Origin of the sequence: Stenotrophomonas chelatiphaga (assembly GCF_001431535.1) — a bacterium.
Lineage (GTDB): Bacteria > Pseudomonadota > Gammaproteobacteria > Xanthomonadales > Xanthomonadaceae > Stenotrophomonas > Stenotrophomonas chelatiphaga.
Genome location: NZ_LDJK01000087.1, coordinates 24,446 through 44,514, shown reverse-complemented (window position 1 = coordinate 44,514; position 20,069 = coordinate 24,446). Strand labels below are relative to the sequence as shown.

Annotated in this window: 14 protein-coding genes; 5 read left to right on the top strand and 9 right to left on the bottom strand. The window is 67.1% G+C overall.

Annotation, left to right across the window (positions count from 1 at the left end):
- Positions 1–13: 13 nt before the first annotated feature.
- Positions 14–1,483 (bottom strand): alanine/glycine:cation symporter family protein, encoded by a 1,470-nt coding sequence (locus ABB28_RS15990; protein ID WP_057687367.1) that lies wholly within the window; start codon positions 1,481–1,483, stop codon positions 14–16.
- Between the two features lie 448 nt (positions 1,484–1,931).
- Between ABB28_RS15990 and ABB28_RS15985 the strand changes: the two genes are divergently transcribed.
- Complete coding sequence (locus ABB28_RS15985; RefSeq protein WP_057687366.1) at positions 1,932–3,260, top strand: YcaO-like family protein; 1,329 nt, start codon at positions 1,932–1,934, stop codon at positions 3,258–3,260.
- A 189-nt stretch (positions 3,261–3,449) separates the two neighbouring features.
- Here ABB28_RS15985 and ABB28_RS15980 read toward each other — a convergent pair whose 3' ends face one another.
- From ABB28_RS15980 to ABB28_RS15965, 4 genes are all read right to left on the bottom strand, one after another.
- Positions 3,450–4,283: a TrmH family RNA methyltransferase gene (locus ABB28_RS15980; protein WP_057687365.1), complete on the bottom strand. Its 834-nt coding sequence runs from the start codon at positions 4,281–4,283 to the stop codon at positions 3,450–3,452.
- Complete coding sequence (locus tag ABB28_RS15975) at positions 4,284–5,789, bottom strand: alanine/glycine:cation symporter family protein (RefSeq protein ID WP_057687364.1); 1,506 nt, start codon at positions 5,787–5,789, stop codon at positions 4,284–4,286.
- A gap of 294 nt (positions 5,790–6,083) precedes the next feature.
- The gene (locus tag ABB28_RS15970; RefSeq protein WP_057687363.1) at positions 6,084–9,209 is read right to left on the bottom strand and encodes an efflux RND transporter permease subunit; all 3,126 of its coding nucleotides are present in this window, start codon (positions 9,207–9,209) and stop codon (positions 6,084–6,086) included.
- Positions 9,206–10,336: an efflux RND transporter periplasmic adaptor subunit gene (locus ABB28_RS15965; RefSeq protein WP_083492060.1), complete on the bottom strand. Its 1,131-nt coding sequence runs from the start codon at positions 10,334–10,336 to the stop codon at positions 9,206–9,208. Before ABB28_RS15965 ends, ABB28_RS15970 begins: the two co-directional genes overlap by 4 nt.
- A gap of 263 nt (positions 10,337–10,599) precedes the next feature.
- Between ABB28_RS15965 and ABB28_RS15960 the strand changes: the two genes are divergently transcribed.
- Entirely contained in the window at positions 10,600–12,150 is a 1,551-nt protein-coding gene (locus ABB28_RS15960) for an amidase (protein ID WP_152983496.1), read from the top strand.
- On the opposite strand, the gene ABB28_RS15955 is transcribed toward ABB28_RS15960, so the two are convergent.
- Entirely contained in the window at positions 12,140–13,123 is a 984-nt protein-coding gene (locus ABB28_RS15955; RefSeq protein ID WP_057687362.1) for a LysR family transcriptional regulator, read from the bottom strand. The genes ABB28_RS15960 and ABB28_RS15955 overlap by 11 nt on opposite strands.
- A 199-nt stretch (positions 13,124–13,322) precedes the next feature.
- On the opposite strand from ABB28_RS15955, the gene cysK reads away from it, so the two are divergent.
- Together cysK and ABB28_RS15945 are read left to right on the top strand one after the other, a co-directional pair.
- Positions 13,323–14,282: a cysteine synthase A gene (gene cysK, locus ABB28_RS15950; protein WP_057687361.1), complete on the top strand. Its 960-nt coding sequence runs from the start codon at positions 13,323–13,325 to the stop codon at positions 14,280–14,282.
- A gap of 206 nt (positions 14,283–14,488) precedes the next feature.
- Complete coding sequence (locus ABB28_RS15945) at positions 14,489–15,094, top strand: O-acetyl-ADP-ribose deacetylase (protein WP_083492059.1); 606 nt, start codon at positions 14,489–14,491, stop codon at positions 15,092–15,094.
- Positions 15,095–15,134: 40 nt separating this feature from the next.
- Here the strand turns inward: ABB28_RS15945 and ABB28_RS15940 are convergent, their stop codons facing one another.
- The 3 genes from ABB28_RS15940 to pyk form a co-directional block, all read right to left on the bottom strand.
- Positions 15,135–16,262, bottom strand: a complete 1,128-nt coding sequence (locus tag ABB28_RS15940) for a hypothetical protein (protein ID WP_057687360.1) — start codon at positions 16,260–16,262, stop codon at positions 15,135–15,137.
- A gap of 126 nt (positions 16,263–16,388) precedes the next feature.
- Positions 16,389–17,393 carry a class I fructose-bisphosphate aldolase gene (locus tag ABB28_RS15935; protein ID WP_057687359.1) on the bottom strand — a complete coding sequence of 335 codons (1,005 nt, stop codon included), beginning with the start codon at positions 17,391–17,393 and terminating at the stop codon, positions 16,389–16,391.
- A gap of 139 nt (positions 17,394–17,532) precedes the next feature.
- On the bottom strand, positions 17,533–18,999 hold the full coding sequence (gene pyk / locus ABB28_RS15930) for a pyruvate kinase (RefSeq protein WP_057687358.1): 1,467 nt from the start codon (positions 18,997–18,999) through the stop codon (positions 17,533–17,535).
- Positions 19,000–19,227: 228 nt separating this feature from the next.
- Here pyk and ABB28_RS15925 point away from each other — a divergent pair, with 228 nt between their 5' ends.
- The gene (locus ABB28_RS15925; protein ID WP_057687357.1) at positions 19,228–20,028 is read left to right on the top strand and encodes an alpha/beta fold hydrolase; all 801 of its coding nucleotides are present in this window, start codon (positions 19,228–19,230) and stop codon (positions 20,026–20,028) included.
- The last annotated feature ends 41 nt before the right edge of the window (positions 20,029–20,069 follow it).

The window sequence follows — 20,069 nt, the reverse complement described above, 5'->3', positions numbered from 1 at the left end:
GGCGCAATGGCGTTCAGCCGATAGCCTTGGTGATGCGGTTCCACAGGCTGGCGCCCTTGATGCCCAGCCGGTCAGGTTCGAATACCGGATCGATGCCCGCCTTGCGGCTCGTTTCGTAGTCGCGCAGCGCCGCCAGTGCCGGCTTGTGCAGCAGCAGGATGGCGATGATGTTGAGCCAGCTCATCATGCCCACGCCGATGTCCCCCAGGGTCCAGGCCAGCGTGGCGCTGTTGATCGCCGAGTACGCCGCCAGCGCCAGGAACAGCACGCGGAAGACGTTGACGATCCACGCCGCAGGCTTGTCGCGGCACAGGTAGCTGACGTTGGTATCGCCCATGTAATACAGCGCCAGGATGGTGGTGAAGGCAAACGGCAGGATCGCCAGCGCCACGAACGACTTGCCGAATCCGGGCAGCGCCGATTCCACGGCGTGCTGCACGAAGCGCGGCCCCGCCTCCATGCCCGGCAGGTTGTCCAGCAGCATCCGGGCCTGGTCGGGCACGCCGTTCACCGCTGGATCGTAGACGTTGTACATGCCGGTGGACAGGATCAGGAAGGCCGTCGCGCTGCACACCACCATGGTGTCGATGTAGACCGAAAACGCCTGCACCAGACCCTGCTTGACCGGATGGGAGACCTCGGCCGCCGCCGCCGGGTGGGCACCACTGCCCATGCCGGCTTCGTTGGACAGCACGCCGCGGCGGACGCCCCACTGGATCGCCACGCCGATCATCGCGCCGAAGGTGGCATCCAGGCCGAAGGCGCTGCGCATGATCAGCGAGAGCACTTCAGGAATACGCTCGTAGCTCAGCAGCATCACCACCAGCGCCACCAGCAGGTAGGCGGTGGCCATCAGCGGCACGATCCACTGGGTCACCGCAGCGATGCGGCGCACCCCACCGAAGATGATCAGTGCCAGCAACAGCACCACGCCCACTGCGCTGGCGTGCACCGGCAGGTCCCACGCTTCATGCAGTGCACTGGCGATCGCATTGGACTGGGTGCCGGCCAGCATCGCGGCGGCAGCCACCGTGCAGATGGCGAAGATCACCGCGTACCAGCGCTGGCCCAACCCCTTTTCCATGTAGTACGCCGGCCCCCCGCGGTACTGGCCCTGGGCATCGCGCTGCTTGTAGATCTGGGCGAGCGTGGATTCGACGAAGGCGCTGGATGCGCCGAAGAACGCCACCACCCACATCCAGAAAATGGCCCCGGGCCCGCCGAAGGCGATGGCCATCGCGACGCCGGCGATGTTGCCCACGCCGACCCGGCTGGACAGCGAAATGTTCAATGCCTGGAACGGTGACAGCCCCGATTCCGACGCGCGGTGCTTGAACATCAGCCGCAGCATCTCCGGTAGCGCGCGCAATTGGATGAAGCGCGTGCGGATGCTGAAGTACAGGCCACCCAGCAGGCACAGCGCGACCAGGTAAGGGCTCCAGACGATGGCGACGATGGCGCCAACGATCGATTCAATGTTCACGACTCAACTCCACGAGGCAGAGGGGTTGCATCCACACTGACCCGTTCAGGAAGCCCCAACAATGAGGAAAGCTGTGAAAGTGGCGCGGAAACAGGAATGCGCCGGCGGGGGACATGGCGCAATCGAGGCGGGGCGGATCTGGGGCATTGACTACGCACCAATCAGATTTCGCGCAGCATCAGCAGCCCGAATCCTGACCCTCCCGGCCCTTCCCGCACCGCAATGGAGCGCGGTTGTCGCCACGTGCACCCTGCTGACGCGCACATTCGCAAACCCCTCCTGAATCGACTGCGCTGGCAGCCCCCTGCGACAGGTCCTTGGGACCAGCATCGCCCTGCCACATGCGGCCCCGCTGCCCGCCTTCCGGCACAGTCCTGGCGCTCATCGTTTCCCGCGACGCGGCGTCCGGCGCGATGCAGCAGCGATGCAACCAAGGAGCTGTCCTACGATGAACGCACGTCCCCTGCCCACGGCCTCCACTGCCCTCGTGGATGTCGAGGCGCTGGAAACCGCAACGCCCAACGCCGCCGCCAACGCCATCGGACACGACTTCATCCGCGCCTTGCACGTGCCGCTGGAAGACATCCGTGTGCAGGCGCAGGGACTGCACCTGCACATGATCCAATTGGACAGTGCCGCGTGGGTCGGGCACGACATCGAACGGTGCGGCGTAGGCGCCGACCCCGCGCAGGCGACCCGTTCGGGCATGTACGCGGCCATTGCGCAGATCATCCGCGCCACCCATTGGCGGACCTCGAAACTGGACGCGTGCAGGGTGGCTGACTATCTCGCACTGCCGGGCGTCGACGCCGCCCTGGGCGACCTGGTACCGATCCTGGCCGAGCAACCGGAGCGCCGCATGGCCATCGTCTCCCTGCAGGAACTGGGCGGCGAACGCACCCTGGCGGTACCGGTGGTCCTGCTGCATCCGACCTTCCTGTGCGGTGCCAGGAAGGATCCGCGCGCGTCGCAGGACGATTTCGACTACCACCTGCTGCGTCGCTACGGCAGCACCCACAGCATCGCCGCCGCACCCACGCAGGAGGAAGCCCTGCTGCTGGGCATGCTGGCCGCGCAGGAACGGATGGCAGCGGGCATGTTCGCCGTGCAGGGGCTCGCCCTGCGCCAGCAGTGCTACCTGCGCCAGGTGGACATGGCGACCCTGCCACCGCAGATCCGAAGCCTGTGGGAGCTGGTCCGGCAGCGCGAGGGTCACCCGGTGCACCTGTTCGACATCAGCGGCAGGGGCAGGGTCCCGACCTACCTGGCCTGCGTGGAGACCACGGCGGCGACCGCCTTGCGGCTTACCGCAGGTGCGGGGTTCACCTGCGAGCACGCCGCCACGCGGGCGCTGCGTGCCCTGCTGAAAGCGCACGAGTTCACGGCCTGGTCCGGCCGCCGCCGCGAGGGCGCCGCAGCGCGCGGCCTGCCGCGCCACGAGGGCCTGCTGGGCATGCAGCAAGCACCGCAGCGCCCGTACGGCATCCAGAACATCCAGGACATCCTCGCCAGGGGCGGATTCGAAAAAGTGCCTTTCGGCCGCACGATGGTCCCCGTGGCAGGGTCGCTCGGCGGGCGGATCCAGCACCTGCATGACAATTTCAGGCGCAGCGGCATGACAGTGTGGCTTGCACGCTATCCCTCGCCCCGGTGCTGCAACGACGTGGCCTGCCTGCAGGTAGTGCTGACGCCGTTCGATGCCGGTTTCCTGCTGCTCAACGGCGTGCCGGTGAGCCTTTCACTGGCGTCACTGGATGCTGCCGCCAACGACGGCTGATGCCGGCAGGCGGAAAAGAGCCCGGCCGTGGAGTCGGCCGGGCTGCCGCAGCGACCCATCCCACGCGATGGGCGGCACCCTGTGGATGCACCGGCCAACAACATCGCATCGGAGAGCAGATGCGATGCCGCGCCTACAGCGTGCTGGCCACTTCGGCCGCCGGCCATGGGATGAAAGGAAGCTGTGGGGTCAGGCAATGCGGGAACGTGCCCACTGGGCCAGCAACACGGCCGTTGCCGACGCCACGTTGAGGCTTTCCACCGCCCCGCTGCCGGGGATCGACACCTGCAGGTCACAGGCCGCGGCCAGGGCCCGGTCCATGCCTTCGGCTTCGGCGCCCATCACGTAGACCAGCCGCTGCGGCAGTTCGGCAGCGAACACGTTGCTGCCCCCATCGACCAGGGTGGCAGCCAGGCTGAAGCCGGCCTGGCGCAGCTGCGCCATCGCATCGGCGGTGGCCGGCAGCTGCACCAGCGGCACCGCCTCGGCACCGCCTTCGGCCACGCGCGCGGCCGCACCGGAAATGCCCAGCGTGCTGCCTTCGGCCAGCAGCAGCCCACCGGCACCGAAGTGCGCGGCCGAGCGCAGGATCGCGCCCAGGTTGTGCGGGTTGCCCACCCCGTCCAGCCACAGCGCCAGCACCGGGCCTTGCGGCAGCTGCTGCAGCCACTGCGACAGCTCCAGCACCGGTGCGCGCTGTACATCGGCCACCACGCCTTCATGGTGGGTGGTGCCGGACAGCTTGTTCAGGTCCCCGTCTTCCACCACGCGGTAGCCGATCCGGTTGGCCACGCACCACTTCAGCAGCGGCTGCATGCGCGGAATCAGTCCTTCCAGCAGGTAGATCTTGCGGACCGCCTGCGGGCGCTGGTTGAAGGCGGCCAGCACGGCATTGACGCCGAACAGGCGCAGCTCGTCGCCATTGCCGCGTGCCGCCGGCGCTGCCGGCGCATCAGTGCGCGGCAGCGGGGTGGCGCGCGGCGGACGCGCGGACGGACGACGGTTGTTCCAAGGGTTGTTCACTTACGCTGCTTCCTGTTTCTTCTGCCAGAAATCGGCATTCTTGATGCCCAGTGCGACAGGGTCGAAGGTCGGGTCCAGGCCCAGCTTCTTCTGCCGCTCATAATCACGCAGGGCGATCATGGCAGGCTTCTGCACGATCAGGATCGCCACGATGTTCAGCCAGGCCATCAGGCCGACGCCGATGTCGCCCAGCGCCCAGGCCAGCTGTGCGTTGTGGAACGCGCCGAAGATGACCATGCCGATGATGCCCAGGCGCAGCAACAGCACCGTCAGCGGACGCTTGGCGTTGTTGTTGAGGTAGGTCAGGTTGGTTTCGGCCATGTAGTAATAGGCCATGATCGTGGTGAAGGCGAAGAAGAAGATCGCGATGGCCACGAACGAAGCGCCCCAGCCCGGCAGCACCGCTTCCACGCCGGCCTGCGCATAGCCCGCACCCTCGGCGATGCCCTTCAGGCCCTGGAAGATCGGCTCGGCGCCGGCGACCGGCGAATACACGTTGTAGGTGCCGCTGGCCAGGATCAGGAAGGCGGTGGCGGTGCACACCATCATGGTGTCGAAGTAGATCGCGAACGCCTGCACGTAGCCCTGCTTGGCCGGGTGCGACACCTCCGAAGCGGCCGCCGCGTGCGGGCCGGTACCCTGGCCGGCTTCGTTGGCATAGATACCGCGCTTGACGCCCCACTCCACCGCCAGGCCGATCATCGCGCCGAACGCTGCGTGGGTGCCGAAGGCGCTGCTGAAGATGGTGTTGAACATCACCGGCACCTGATCGGCGTTCATGATCATGATCACGATGGCCATGATGATGAAGCCGGCGGCCATGAACGGCACCACGATCTCGGCGAAGTTGGCGATGCGCTTGACGCCGCCGAAGATCACCACCGCCAGCAGCACCGCGACCACCACGCCGATGCCCAGCTTCAGCGCCTGCACCTGGTCCATGCCGAAGGCCTGGCCATCCAGCGGGCCACACAGCGCACCGCCGCGGCAGGCGTTGATGATGCTGTCGGCGATCGCATTGGCCTGCACGCCGGGCATCAGGAAGCCGGCGGCGACGATCGTGGCCAGCGCGAAGGCCATCGCGTACCACTTCAGGCCCATCGCCTTTTCGATGTAGTACGCCGGGCCACCACGGTAGCGGCCTTCGGCGTCCTTGGTCTTGTAGATCTGCGCCAGGGTGCACTCGACATACGACGTCGACGCACCGAGGAAGCCCATCACCCACATCCAGAAGATCGCACCGGGCCCGCCGAAGGCGATGGCGGTGGCCACGCCGGCGATGTTGCCGATGCCCATGCGGCCGGCCATCGACATGGCCAGGGCCTGGAACGAGGAGACGCCGGCATCGGATTTCTCACCGGCCACGGTAAGCCGGCACATCTCGAAGAAGCCGCGGATCTGCATGAAGCGAGTGCGGACGCTGAAATACAGGCCGGCGGCCAGGCACATGAAGATCAGTGCCTTGCTCCAGATGATGCTGTTGATGAAATGTACGGTTGCTTCCACGCGCTCTCTCCAGTCGGCGGAACAAGGGACGTCCCGTCGGCTGAGGGGAACCGGGTTGATTCTAGCTGGCGAACGGCCGGTAGTGACGGCCGCTGGCCGTCAATCCGCGCATTGGTGGGAGAGGACCGCGCATGGGGGCTAGCGACCGCGCAGTGGTGGGTGACGACCGAGTAGTGGTGGGTGACGACCGTTGGTCGTCACGCTCCCAGGCTGATCAAAAGCTGTGACGACCAACGGTCGTCACCCACCGGAGCCGGTCGTCAGCCTTGACCGCCAGTGGCCGTCACTACCCGGTCAGGCGTGGCCACCCACCGATGGGGTGTCCTTCTCCTGCTGCTCCAGCTCGCGCGCCACCGCTTCAGGCGAACGCGTGAACGGGGCAAGCCTTGCGTAGAACGCCGGCACCACGAACAGCGACAGGAACGTGGACAGGGTCACCCCGAAAATGATCACCACGCCGATGGTGCCGCGGCTGGCCGAACCCGGTCCGCCGGCCACCACCAGCGGGATCGCACCGACCACCGTGGCGATGGACGTCATCAGGATCGGCCGCAGGCGCACCCGCGCCGACTCGATGATCGCCTCGCGCACCGTGCGCCCTTCATCGCGCAGCTGGTTGGCGAACTCCACGATCAGGATGCCGTTCTTTGCCGCCAGGCCCACCAGCATGACGATGCCGATCTGGCTGAACAGGTTCACCGTGCCCCCGCTCATCCACAGGCCGACCAGCGCACCGAGCACGCCCAGTGGCACGGTAAGCATGATGGTCAGCGGATGGATGAAGCTTTCGAACTGCGCAGCCAATACCAGGTACACCACCAGCAGGGCCATGGCGAAGGTCAGCAGTACCGCTCCGCCGGAACTCTGGTATTCGCGGGACTCGCCTTTCCAGCTGATCTGCGCATGCTGCGGCAGTTCCTCACGGGTGACACCCTGTGCCCAGGCGATGGCTTCGCCCAGCGGATAGCCCGGCGCCAGCCCGGCGCTGATGGTGATCGAGCGCAGGCGGTTGAACCGGTTCAGCGAACCCGCTTCGGCCACTTCGCTCAGGGTGACCAGGTTGGACAACGGCACCAGCTCGCCCGAGCTGGAGCGCACGCGGATCGCGGCCAGGTCGGCCGGGGTCGCGCGTCCATCGCGGCCGGCCTGCACCAGCACGTCGTATTCTTCGCCGTTGTCGACGAAGGTGGTCACCCGGCGCGAGCCCATCATGGTCTCCAGTGCCGAACCAATCGCCGTCACTGGCACGCCAAGGTCGGCAGCGCGCTGGCGGTCGATGTTCACCCGCATCTGCGGGCGGGTTTCCTTGTAGTCCGAGTCCACGCCGACCAGGCCGGGGTTGTCGGCCATGCGCAGCAGGATGCGGTCGCGCCACTGGGCGATCTCCGCATATTCCGGGCCACCGAGCACGATCTGGAACGGCTGCCCGCCACCGCGCACCAAGCCGCCGCCGACCTGGGTGCGCACGCGCACGCCACGCACCGCATCCAGGTCCTTCTGCAGTTCATCGGCCACTTCGGGGGTGGAGGTGGAGCGCTCGCGCCACGGCTGCAGGAACACGCTGATGCGGCCGGTGTGCATTTCCTCGCTGGACCCCCAGCCGCCCGGCACGCGCGGGTTGGCGCGGGTGATCGGGCGGTCCTCGCCAACGTGGCGGGCCACGATCGCTTCCACTTCCTGCACCTGGCCAACCGTGTAATCGAAACCAGCGCCTTCGGGTCCGTCGATCATGATCTGGAACGAACCTCGGTCCTCGGCCGGGGCAAGTTCCGAGGGCAGGTGCTTGATCAGCAACCAGCTGGCAACCAGCGTGGCCGCCATCACCAGCAGATAGATCCAGGTACGGTCCACGTGCCGGTCCAGCACATTGCCGTATCCGCCGGCGAGTTTTTCCAGGTTGCGGTTGATCACCCCGTACAGGCCCCGCGGCGCTTTACCGCTGTGCGGCTTGAGCAGCTTGGACGCCATCATCGGGGTGAGCGTCAGCGCCACGAACGCCGACAGCGCCACGGCCGCGGCCAGCGCCACGGCCAGTTCGCGGAACAGCCGCCCGGTGTTGCCTTCCAGGAAGCCGACCGGCAGGAACACCGCGACCAGTACCGCGGTGGTGGCGATCACCGCGAACGCCACCTGCGCGGTACCGCGCTTGGACGCCACCAGCGGCGGCTCGCCCAGGTCGATGCGGCGCTGCACGTTTTCCACCACCACGATCGCATCATCCACCACCAGCCCGATGCAAAGTACCAGCGCCAGCAGGGTCAGCAGGTTGATCGAGAAATCGAAGGCGTACAGCGCGATGAACGCGGCCACCAGGCAGACCGGCACGGTGACCGCCGGGATCAGCGCGGCACGGAAACTGCCCAGGAACAACCAGATCACCACCAGCACCAGCAGCATCGCCTCCACCAGCGTGGCGTAGACGCGATCCACTGCTGCTTCGATGAAGGTCGTGTTGTCGAAGGTCACCGCGATCTGCGTGCCCTGCGGCAGGGTTTCGGCGATGAGATCGGCCTGCGCACGTGCCAGGCGGGTCACGTCCAGCGCATTGGCGGTAGAGGTCTTGACGATGCCCAGGCCCACGCCCGGCTCGCCGTTGCTGCGGTAGTACGCGCGGCGTTCGGCCGAGGCCAGTTCGATCTTCGCCACGTCGCCCATGCGCACCACGTAGCCATCGCTGCCCTTGCCCAGCGGGATGGTGGCGAAGTCTTCCGGCTTCACGTAGTTGCGCTCTACGCGCAGGGTGAAATCACGGTCGGCCGATTCGATGCGGCCGGCGGGCAGCTCCACGTTTTCGTTGCGCAGCGCGGCCTCTACGTCGCCGGTGGTCAAGCCGCGTGCCGCCAGCTGGTCGCGGTCCAGCCAGATGCGCATGGCATAGCGCTGCCGCCCACCGATGCGCACCTGCGATACGCCGTCCAGGCTGGCAAAGCGGTCCACGACATAGCGCTCGGCATAGTCGCTGAGCGCGAGGGTATCCATGCTCGAGGACGACAGGTTGAACCAGATGATGGCCTCGTCGTCGCTGTTGGCTTTCTCGATCTCCGGCGCGCGCGCCTCGTCGGGCATGCGGTCGGCCACGCCGCTGACGGCATCGCGCACATCGTTCGCGGCCGCCTCGATATCGCGGTTGCTGGTGAACTCCAGACTGATCTGCGCGCGGCCATTGGTGCTGCGCGCGTTGATCATGTCGATGCCTTCGATGCCCGACAGGGAATCTTCCAGCACCTGGGTGACCCGGCTTTCGATGACCGCCGCCGATGCGCCGGGATAGTCCACCGATACCGACACCACCGGGGGATCGATGGCCGGCAGCTCGCGCAGCGTGAGCCGGGTGAACGACATGATGCCCAGCACGATCAGCAGCAGGCTCATCACCACGGCGAACACCGGCCGCTGGATGGAGGTGTTGGAGAGCTTCATCCGGCGTTACCGGCCCGTGCGACGGGCACGTCTGACGCTGGCGTGGCCGCTGGCGGCGGCAGCGTTTCCGGTTCCGGGGCATCCACCGGCGCCACCGCGCGGGCGTCGACCTTCAGTCCGGGGCGCAGCTTGCCGGTGCCATCCACGATGATGCGCTCACCGGCCTGGATGCCCTGCTTGAGTTCGACCACGCCCGCGCGACGGGCACCGGTCACCACGTCGGCGCGCTCCACCGTGCTGTCAGCCTTCAGGCGGTAGACATAGGAATCCCGCCCGACCTGCACCACGGCGATTTCCGGCACCACCAGCGCCTGCCGCTCGGGACGGTAGATGCGCACGTCCAGCAGCATGCCCGGACGCAGCGCGTGGTCGCCGTTGGCGAAGTCGGCGCGCACGGTGACCGCGCGGGTGGACGGGTCGACGCGGGCGTCGATGGTGCTGACCTCGCCCTCGAACGTGCGTCCGGGCCACGCCACGCTGGTGGCTTCAACCTTGTTGCCGTTGGCCAGCGAAGACAGCTCCGCTTCGGGCACCTGGAAATCCACGTGCATGCGTTCGATATCGTCCAGCGTGGCGATGGCGGTAGTGGGCGTCACCAGCGAACCAGGGCTTACCTGGCGGATGCCGAGCACGCCGGCAAACGGTGCGCGCACGCTGCGATCACCGATCTCGGACTGCATTTCGGCCACGCGCGCCTCGGCGCTGTCGCGGATCGCCTTCTGGGTATCGAGGGTGGAACTGGCCACCAGCCGCTGCTGGGCCAGTTCACGCTGGCGCTTGTACAGCTGGTCGGCTTCAGCGAAGGTGGCCTGGGCCTGGGTCAGCGCGGCCTGCTGGGCCAACCCACGCAGGGTCACCAGCGGCGTACCGGCCGCTACCTGCTGGCCGCTTTCAAAATGCACCCGCTCGATGATTTCGCTGACCTTGGCGGTGATGGTCACCGATTCGCGCGCCCTGGCGGTACCGAGGGCCTGCAACGTATCGCTCCACGCGGCCGATTCCACGACCTGCGCGGTGACCGGCACATCGGCGCCCTGGCGGCGCGCCGCCTGCGGTTCGCCCTTGCAGCCGGCCAACAAAACCAGGACCAGGCCAACGGCCGCGCCCTTTGCGATACGTCCCAGCATGAATAATCCCGCCCTGTACATGACCGGCGAGTGTAGGGGGCGCCATGCGAAGACCGTATGTGCCAAGCGTTTACCACCGCAGGACAGCCCCGAGATAGCGGCCGGAACCCTTTCCGTGCAAGGGCTTGCGCCGGGATGTCATCGTGTATCGGGATGTGTCGGCGGCAGCGCGCGCGCCGTGTGCGACCGCCGACGCGGCTGCCTCTGGGCCCGGCCCGGCCAGTAGCGCAGGCTGAACTCTACCCTCCTGCCAAGGCCATGACGTGCCCACTTTCAATCGCAGGCAGTTTCTCGCTGCCGCAGCAGCATCGGGCGCGATGGCCGGCACCGGGGGCATGGTGCCCGCTGCGGCGCAGGTGCCGCCCCTGTCGCTGCGGTCGCCTGGCTCACTCCCGGCGTGGGCGCTGTCAGCCACCGACGCGAGCGCGCTCCTGCGCCGCGGGGAGCTCAGCGCGGTTGAACTGACGCGCAGCTGCCTGGGTCGCATTGCGGTGGTGAATCCTGTCGTCAACGCATTGAACTTCGTGGACGAGGCCGCCGCGATCCGCGCTGCCGAGCAGGCCGATGCCGCCCTGGCTCGGGGAGCCGTGAGCGCGCCCTTGCATGGCATTCCCGTTGCCATCAAGGACAACACCGACGTGCGTGGCCAACCGATGACCAACGGCATCGTCGCCCTGAAGGACAACATCGCCAGTGCCGACGCGCCCCAGGTGGCCCGTCTGCGCGCGGCCGGTGCCATCGTGCTCGGGCGCAGCAACACGCCGTGTTTTTCATTCAGCTGGGACGCGCGCAACGACCTGCACGGCACCACCTGGAATCCATGGAGCCGGGCCCATACGCCCGGCGGCAGCAGCGGCGGGGCCGCCTGCGCGGTAGCGACAGGCATGGTGCCGCTGGCACACGGCAACGACATCGGGGGTTCGATCCGCCATCCGGCTTATTGCTGCGGCGTGGCCGGACTGCGGCCGACGCCCGGGCGCGTGCCGGGGCTGTTCAGTCCGGCCAAGGGCGATGAAGCACTCGGCCTGCAACTGATGCTGGTCGATGGGCCGATCGCCCGCGGCGTTGCCGATCTCCGTCTCATGCTGGAATCGATGACTGGATTCGATCCTCGCGTCCCGGGATCGCTGCCGCTGCCGCTGCCGTTCCCCGCCTCACCGCTGCTGCCGGGCACCCGCATCGGCGTGCTGCGCGAGGACGATGTAAAGCCGCGCACGCCTACCGTGGCCGCCGCGCTGGAACGTGCGGTGGTGGCGCTGCAGCAGGCCGGTTTCACCGTGGAAGAGGTCAGGCTGCCGGAACTGGCCGAAGCGTGGCGTCTGTGGTGGCTGCTGGTGATGGAAGAAACCCGGGCGCTGCTGCCCAGCATCGAGCGCGACGGAGACGCGCCGATCAAGGCATGGATCGGCTTCAACTACGACGTCGCGAGTGAAATGTGGGGGCGTCAGCCTTCGCTGACCGACTACATCAACGGTTACGCGCGGCGCGCCAGGCTGATCGCCAGCCTGCAGCAGAAGCTGCGCCGGTATCCGGTGATCCTGATGCCGGTCGCCAGCGAGGAGCCCTTCAAGCAGGGCCAGCACTACGCGGACCTTGCCTCCGCGCGAGCGGCCATCGCCTCCGGCTGGCCATTGATGGCCATTCCAGTGCTCGGCTTTCCGGCGCTGGCGGTGCCGACCGGGTGCGTGGACGGGTTGCCTACCGGCGTACAGCTGATGGGCAGGCGCTTCCATGAACGCGACGTGCTGCAGGTGGGCGCGGCACTGGAAGCGGCGATGCCGGTATTGACCCCGATGGACCCGCTCAGGACGTGATGGTCTGGGTCAACGATTCCCAGGTAGGCGGCAGCGGCCAGTTCGCGGCCTGGTTGCCATCCAGCACCCGGCGCAGGTCACGCGGGTCGATCTGCGGGGCCAGCACGTGCACCAGTTCCAGCGCGTAATCGCGCAGCACGCGGTCCCGCGGCAGCACCGCCCAGGCGATGCATTCGGCGATCGGTGCCGGCGCCACCCAGGCGCGCAGGTCGTGGTCGGCGGCGCTGACCGCCATTTCGGCCAGCAGGCCCACGCCCACCCCGCTGCGCACGTAGGTCTTGATCAGGTCGGCATCCAGCGCGGTCAGCGCGATGTCCGGCTCCAGCCCGGAACCGGCGAACGCCCGCTGCAGCGAAGATGCAGCGCGCGTGGACGATTCGTAGCTGATCAGCGGATGGGCAGCCAACGCGGCCAGGTCCGGCGCGCGGCCGGCGCGGTCCAGCGGATGGCCCTTGGGCACCAGCACCAGCCGCCGCCAGCGATACAGCGGCACGGCGATCCCGGCACTGGGTTCGCCGCCGGCGGTACTGATGATGGCGATGTCCGCATCGCCCTGGCTGAGCAGGTCCAGCGCGTCGCTTTCAGCGGCCTGCTGCAGGTGCACGCTGACCTGCGGATAGGCCTGTTTGATCCGCGCCACCGCCGGCGGCAGCACGAAGCGGGCCTGGGTATGGGTGGTGGTCAGCACCAGCTGGCCCTGGCTTTCACGCCGCTGGTTGGCCGCATAGGTGCGGATGTTGTTGGCTTCGGCCAGCACCGCGCGGGAGCGGCTGATGACTTCCACGCCGGCCGGGGTGACCGATTCCAGGCTGCGGCCACGCCGCACGAACAGCAGGAAGCCCAGTTCATCTTCCAGCTGCTTGAGCTGCTTGGACAATCCCGGTTGGGTGGCATGCACGCGCGAGGCGGCGAGCGTGATGTTCAGCTCGGCATCGGCGATGGCGACCAGGTAGCGAAGCTGGGTCAGCGTCATGGCAGGCGGCTCGGTAGGGAAAACCACTGTAGGTCAATTGCCCTCACCAACATATAACCAAACGTTGTTTATGAAAGGTATCTGGTCATTTCCTGCCGTCATATGGCAGCGCTACGGTCAGCCGGCAAAGGCGGATGCCAGCAGCGGCCGCCTTCCCTCTTGCCCCCGCGTCTGGCGCGGCCCCTCACGGAGTGCCCTCATGGCCCTGTACGAGTCCATCCTCGATACCATCGGCAACACCCCCATCGTCAAGCTGCACCGGCTGGCGCCGGCGCACGTCACCCTGTACGCCAAGGTGGAATCGTTCAATCCGGGCGGTTCGGTCAAGGACCGCCTGGCGCTGGCGATCGTACTCGATGCCGAACAGCGCGGCCTGCTCAAGCCGGGCGACACCATCATCGAAGCGACCTCCGGCAACACCGGCGTGGCGTTGGCGATGGTGGCCGCCGCGCGTGGCTACAAGTTCGTCGCCACCATGGTGGAAACCTTCTCCATCGAACGCCGCAAGCTGATGCGTGCCTACGGCGCGAAGGTGATCCTGACCCCGGCCGCCGAGCGCGGCAGCGGCATGGTGCGCCGGGCGGCCGAGCTGGCACAGGAACACGGGTGGTTCCTGGCCAGCCAGTTCGCCAATCCGGCCAATCCGGCCTACCACCGCAGCACCACCGCCGCGGAGATCCTGCGTGACTTCGCCGGCCGCCGGCTGGACTACTTCGTCAGCGGCTGGGGCACCGGCGGCACGCTGACCGGCGTCGGTGAGGTACTGAAGGTGGCCCGCCCGCAGACCCGCATCGTCGCCACCGAACCGGCCGGCGCGGCGCTGTTGAAGGGCGATGACTGGAAGCCGCACAAGATCCAGGGCTGGACCCCGGACTTCGTGCCCGATGTGCTCAACCGCAACGTGGTGGACGAACTGCTGACCGTGGAAGACGACCGCGCGATCAGCACCGCGCGCCGGCTGGCGGCCGAAGAAGGCCTGTTCGTCGGCATTTCCGCCGGTGCCACGCTCGCCAGCGCACTGGACGTCGCCGAACGCGCCGAGCCGGGTTCGGTGATCCTGGCGATGCTGCCGGACACCGGCGAGCGCTACTTCTCCACGCCGCTGTTCGCCGATGTGAACGAAGGCTCCGACGACGACTGGCTGGCCGGCCTGCCCTGAGGGCGCGCCCGGGGTTTCGATGGGGTCAGGTTCCTTTCCTGCGGAAAGCAACCTGACCCCGATGCCCTGCCCTTCCCGGCAGACTGTTCTTTTCCTGTTCGCAGCGTGTGAGACGGTCATGACGCAGCCTGCATGCAGCCCCGGTTACGGTGGCACATGCAACGCGGGACGTTGCGCCGTTTCAACGACAGTCAGGAGAAGGACGCATGAAGATCGAGGTTTGGCAGGGTGACATCACGACCCTGGCGGTGGATGCGATCGTCAATGCGGCCAACGAGTCCCTGCTGGGTGGCGGTGGCGTCGACGGTGCCATCCACCGGGCAGCAGGTCCTGGCCTGCTGCAGTCGTGCGAGCAGCTGCCGCAGCTGCGCCCCGGCGTGCGCTGCCCGACCGGCGAAGTGGTCGCCACCGACGCGCATGACCTGCCCGCCCGCTTCGTGCTGCACACGGTGGGGCCGGTCTGGCACGACGGACAGCGCGATGAAAGCGCACTGCTGGCCAACTGCTACTGGAAGTCGTTGCAGCTGGCTGAAAAGCTCGGCGCACGCTCGATCGCCTTCCCGGCGATCAGCTGCGGCGTCTACGGTTATCCGCTGTACCGCGCCGCCGAAATCGCGGCCACCGAAACGCTGGCCTGGCAGCGCAGCCATCGCGAACCGCGACGGATCATCCTGGTGGCCTACAACACCGCCACGTTCAAGGCCTACCAGCAGGCGCTGGCAGCGGCAGGACAGACACTGGACGATCAAGCCGAGGCACCGCGTGGCAGTGATCGCGCTGTTGCCGCGTCGCCGTTGATGCCCGCTTTCTGAAGACGGTGACGACCCGAGGGTCGTCACCGTTGGAACGCGCTTAGTTGGCGTCCACGTCGGTCGGCGCCGCGACCGCTACGTCGTTGTCCGCCGATGCGGCATCACGCACCGAAAGCGATTCGCCGCTCTCCGCGCTCACCCGCACCTGCACCACGGCCTGGCTCTCTTCCAGGCTGGCAACCAGCAGCTGGTAACGACCCGCCGGCAGGTTCGCCTGCAGGCGTGCATTGGTGCCGCTGCCACCGTCATCGTCTTCCAGGTTGATGTTGCCGCCAGTCAGTCGAAGGGTGGTGTCGACCTGGTCGGACAGCGCATCGATGCGCACCGCGCCGGCCTGCGGCACGTTCAGCACGAAGCGGCGCTCGCCGTCATCGCGCGACAACAGCACCTGCACGTTGGCGCCGACAGCGAGGGCGGTGCCATCGCTGGACACCACGTCCGCCGCCAGCGCGGTGTTCTTGACGTCCAGGCGGAACTGGCCGTTGCCTTCGTCATCCAGTGCACGCACGCCGAGCTTGTAGGTACCGGCGTCCAGCATCAGGCTCAGGCGCGAGTTGGTGGAACTGCCACCGTCATCGTCCTCTTCTTCCACGTTGGCACCCTTCAGGTCGAGCACGGTGTCGAACGCATTGGAGGTCAGGTTGATCTGGTACAGGCCCGGCTTGTCGACCTGCAGGGTGTATTCCTGGCGCTCGCCGGCCAGCAGGTCGACGATCTGTCCGCCGTTGGCCAGCGGCTTGCCGTCATACGGCACCACTTCGGTGGCCTGCAGGCGATACGGGCCGTAGGCATCGGCATCGTCGCCGTTGACCGCGATGCGGTATCGGCCGGCGCCGTCGGCACGGAAGGTCACTTCCAGGCCGGTGTCTTCAGAGCGTTCGCCGCGGGTCACCAGGGTACCGTCGTCGCGGAACACCGACAGCGCACCGGACAGCGAACCGACCAGCTTCAGCGAAACCGCCTGCTTGTCCTTCAGTTGCATCGAATAGAGCTGGTAACGGCTGCCGTCGCTGAAGCTCAGCGGGCTGGAGGTGGTGATCTCCCCGGCCACCGCCTTGTCGAAGTCCAGCGACGTGGCCTTGCCGCCGTCGGCGGCGCCCGCCTTCTGGCCACAGCCGCCGATCGCCAGCGCCAGGGCGGCGGCCAGTAGTGTCGTTGCAGTACGCATGGTGTTTCTCCTTGGCCCATCATTCAGAGGCCGCGAAGTGGCCATGCCCCGGGCAGGCGACACGATAGCCGAAAAAAAACGCCGGCACGTGGCCGGCGTTCTTTTTTCATTTCCGGAGCGGCTCGATCAGCCGTTCCACTTGCCCAGTGCAGCCTGGCCGTTTTCCTTGGCACGCTCGTACACGGTCTTCTGTGCGGCGGCGTAGTTGCCCTTGGTGTCCTTGCCCCACAGCGCCAGCGCGGCCTGCTGCATGGCACGACCGTAGGAGAAGCTCAGCGGCCACGGCAGGTTGCCCATCTGGTTCATCGCGTTGAGGTGTTCGGTGGACTGCTCGTCGCTCTGGCCACCGGACAGGAACACCACGCCCGGCAGGATCGCCGGCACGGTGCTCTTCAGGCACATCACGGTCGATTCGGCCACTTCCTCGGCATCGGCCTGCTCTTCGCAGTCCTTGCCGGAGATGACCATCGAGGCCTTCAGGATGGTGCCTTCCAGCAGCACGTTCTGCTGGTAAAGCGCGTCGAACAGCGAACGCAGCGTGGCTTCGGTGACCTCGTAGCAGGTCTCGATGTCGTGGTCGCCGTCCATGATCACTTCCGGCTCGACCATCGGCACCAGGCCGCATTCCTGGCACAGGGCGGCATAACGGGCCAGCGCATGCGCGTTGGACTCGATGCAGGTGCCCGACGGAATGCTTTCGCCGATGTTGATGACCGCACGCCACTTGGCGAAGCGCGCACCCAGCTTGTAGTACTCCTGCAGGCGCTCGCGCAGGCCGTCCAGGCCTTCGGTGACCAGCTCGCCCGGGCAGCCGGCCAGCGGGTGGGCGCCCTTGTCGACCTTGATGCCGGGGATCATGCCGTTGTCGGACATGTACTTGGCAAACGGCACGCCGTCCTTGGTCGACTGACGGATGGTCTCGTCGAACAGGATCGCGCCGGAGATGTGCTCGTTGAGCTTCGGCGTGGTCAGCAGCAGTTCGCGGTAGGCGCGACGGTTTTCTTCGGTGTTCTCAACGCCGACGCTGGCAAAGCGCTTGGCGATGGTGCCGGTGGATTCGTCGATCGCGATGATGCCCTTGCCCGGGGCGACCATGGCCTGGGCGGTTTCAGCCAGCTGTTCGATGCTCATGTACTTCCTGTGGCGGGTGCGGGAAAAAACCGATTATAGCGCCCGCCTCCCGTGAACTGTCCGTCCACGGGGTCTGGAACCGCTTTCAGCTTGCGCAACCGTGACGGCGCGACGTTTCCACCGCGCCGCCGGGACGTCCTTACAGCTCGCCCAGGCCGCTGGCGCTGCCGTTGGCGCCCACTTCCAGCAGGCGCAGGGTGTTGGTGGCGCCATGGGTCTCCATGTGCTCGCCACTGGTGAACACCACGCGGTCACCGGATTCGAGCAGGCCGGCTTCGGCCAGCAGGCGGATACTGCCGCGCGCGGCTTCACGCGGGGTCAGGCCACGGCTGTCGAAGTTGATCGGGAACACGTCGCGCATCAGCGCCATCTGGCGGCGGGCGCCGTCGTGGCGGGTCACCGCGAACACCGGCGCGGAGGCACGGAAGCGCGACAGGTAGCGGGCGGTGCCGCCGGATTCGGTCATCGCCACGATCGCGCGCACGCCGACGTGCTGGGACAGGAACATGGTGGCCATGGCGATGGCCTGGTCGGCACGTTCCAGGTTGCGCGGGGAGGCGCCGAAGTCAGTTTCGGTCTGGAACTGGCGCTCGGCGCCGAGGCAGATGCGCGCCATCGCTTCCACGGCCTTGACCGGGTAGGCGCCGGCGGCGGTTTCCGCCGACAGCATCACCGCGTCGGTACCGTCGATGACCGAGTTGGCCACGTCCAGCACTTCGGCGCGGGTCGGGATCGGGCTTTCGACCATCGACTGCAGCATCTGCGTGGCGGTGATCACCACCTTGTTCTGCGCCAGCGAGGCCTTGATGATCTTCTTCTGCAGGCCCGGCAGCTCGGCATCGCCGATTTCCACGCCCAGGTCACCGCGCGCCACCATCACCACGTCGCTGGCGTCGACGATCTCTTCCAGGTTCTCGATGGCTTCGGTGCGCTCGATCTTCGACACCAGCGCGGCATAGCAGCCGTGCGATTCGGCGATCTCGCGGGCATCGTTCATGTCCTGCGCGTTGCGGCAGAACGACACGGCGATGAAATCCACGCCGATCTTGGCAACGATGCCGATCAGTTCCTTGTCGCGCTCGGTCAGCGCGCCCAGCGACAGGCCGCCGCCCTGCTTGTTCAGGCCCTTGCGATCAGACAGCACGCCGTCGTTGAGCACGGTGTTGATGATGCGCTCGCCCTGCACTTCCACCACCTGCAGTTGCATCAGGCCGTCATCCAGCAGCAGCACATCGCCCGGGCCGACGTCCTGCGGCAGGCCGAGATAGCTCACGCCGACCTGGGTGGTGTCACCCGGCGGCACGTTGGCGGCGGCCACCAGATCGAAGCGGTCACCGGCCTTGAGCTGGATCTTGCCCTCGGCGAAGCGCTCGATGCGGATCTTCGGGCCCGGCAGGTCGGCCAGGATGCCTACTTCCACGCCCACGCGGGCAGCGGCGGCGCGCACGTCGGCGGCACGCTTGGCCTGGCCGGACGGATCGCCATGGCTGAAGTTCAGGCGCACCACGTTGACGCCAGCGCGGAACAGCTCCTCGAGGATGCCGGGTGGATCGGTGGCCGGGCCGAGGGTGGCTAGGATCTTGGTGCGACGCTGACGCTCGAACATGGTGGATGGGCTCCCGTTAAAGCAGGGAAATTAGCACATCCTTCACGACCCATGTATGCGGTTACATCCTTACGGGGTCTGGTTCTGCGCGATGTCTGCAAGACAATACGGGGCAGCATGGAGAGAGCGGAACCTCCGCACGGTCGTCGCATCTGGTTCTGGACAGATCCCGCCGCACGCACGTCTACTTGCCGGCCACGCGCACCAATGGCACACCCGGATCCCCTGATGGACGGCTCACTGGCGTTTGAAGAGTACGGCAGCGGCGCGCCCCTCATCCTGGGCACCAGCTACCTGTGGGATGCGCGGATGTGGCGTCCGCAGATCGAGGCGCTTGCGGCGCGTTACCGCATCATCGTTCCCCTGCTGCCCGGACATGGCAATGACGTGATACTGGCGGCTGACGTACGCACACCCGCGGAGCTGGCAAGCTGCGTCGGCACCTTGCTGGACGGTCTCGGGATCGGCAACGCCGCCGTAGCGGGCCTGTCCGTGGGCGGCATGTGGGCGGCCGAACTGGCGTTGCAACGGCCGCACCAGGTGCGTGCGTTGCTGCTGATGGATACGTTCCTGGGCAGCGAGCCTGAAGTTTCGCGCAACCGCTATGAGGCGATGTTCCAGGCAGTTGAAGCGGCAGGGCGGTTCGAGCCAGCGCTGGTACAGCAGATCGTACCGCTGTTCTTCCGTCCCGGAATCGATCAACAGCACCCGTTGTTCCGCGAACTCACCATGCGACTGCTTGCCTGGCCAGCAGCACGCATCGCCACCCTGATCGCCGTGGGCCGGCTGATTTTCCTGCGGCCGGAGCGTCTGGCCGCACTGGCTGCCCTGGATCCCTCCCGCACCCTGATCGCGGTCGGTGCACAGGACATTCCACGGCCGCCCAGTGAGTCGCGCACCATGGCCGCGCTCATCGGCTGCCGTTTGCAGGTCATTGCAGACGCAGGCCACATCGCATCGCTGGAAAGCGCGCAGGCGGTAACGGCAATGATGCACGAATGGTTGTCGGCCACGGCCGCTGCATCCTGACGAGGGGAACCGGCCGGGCGGACGACACCGATGCCCCATCG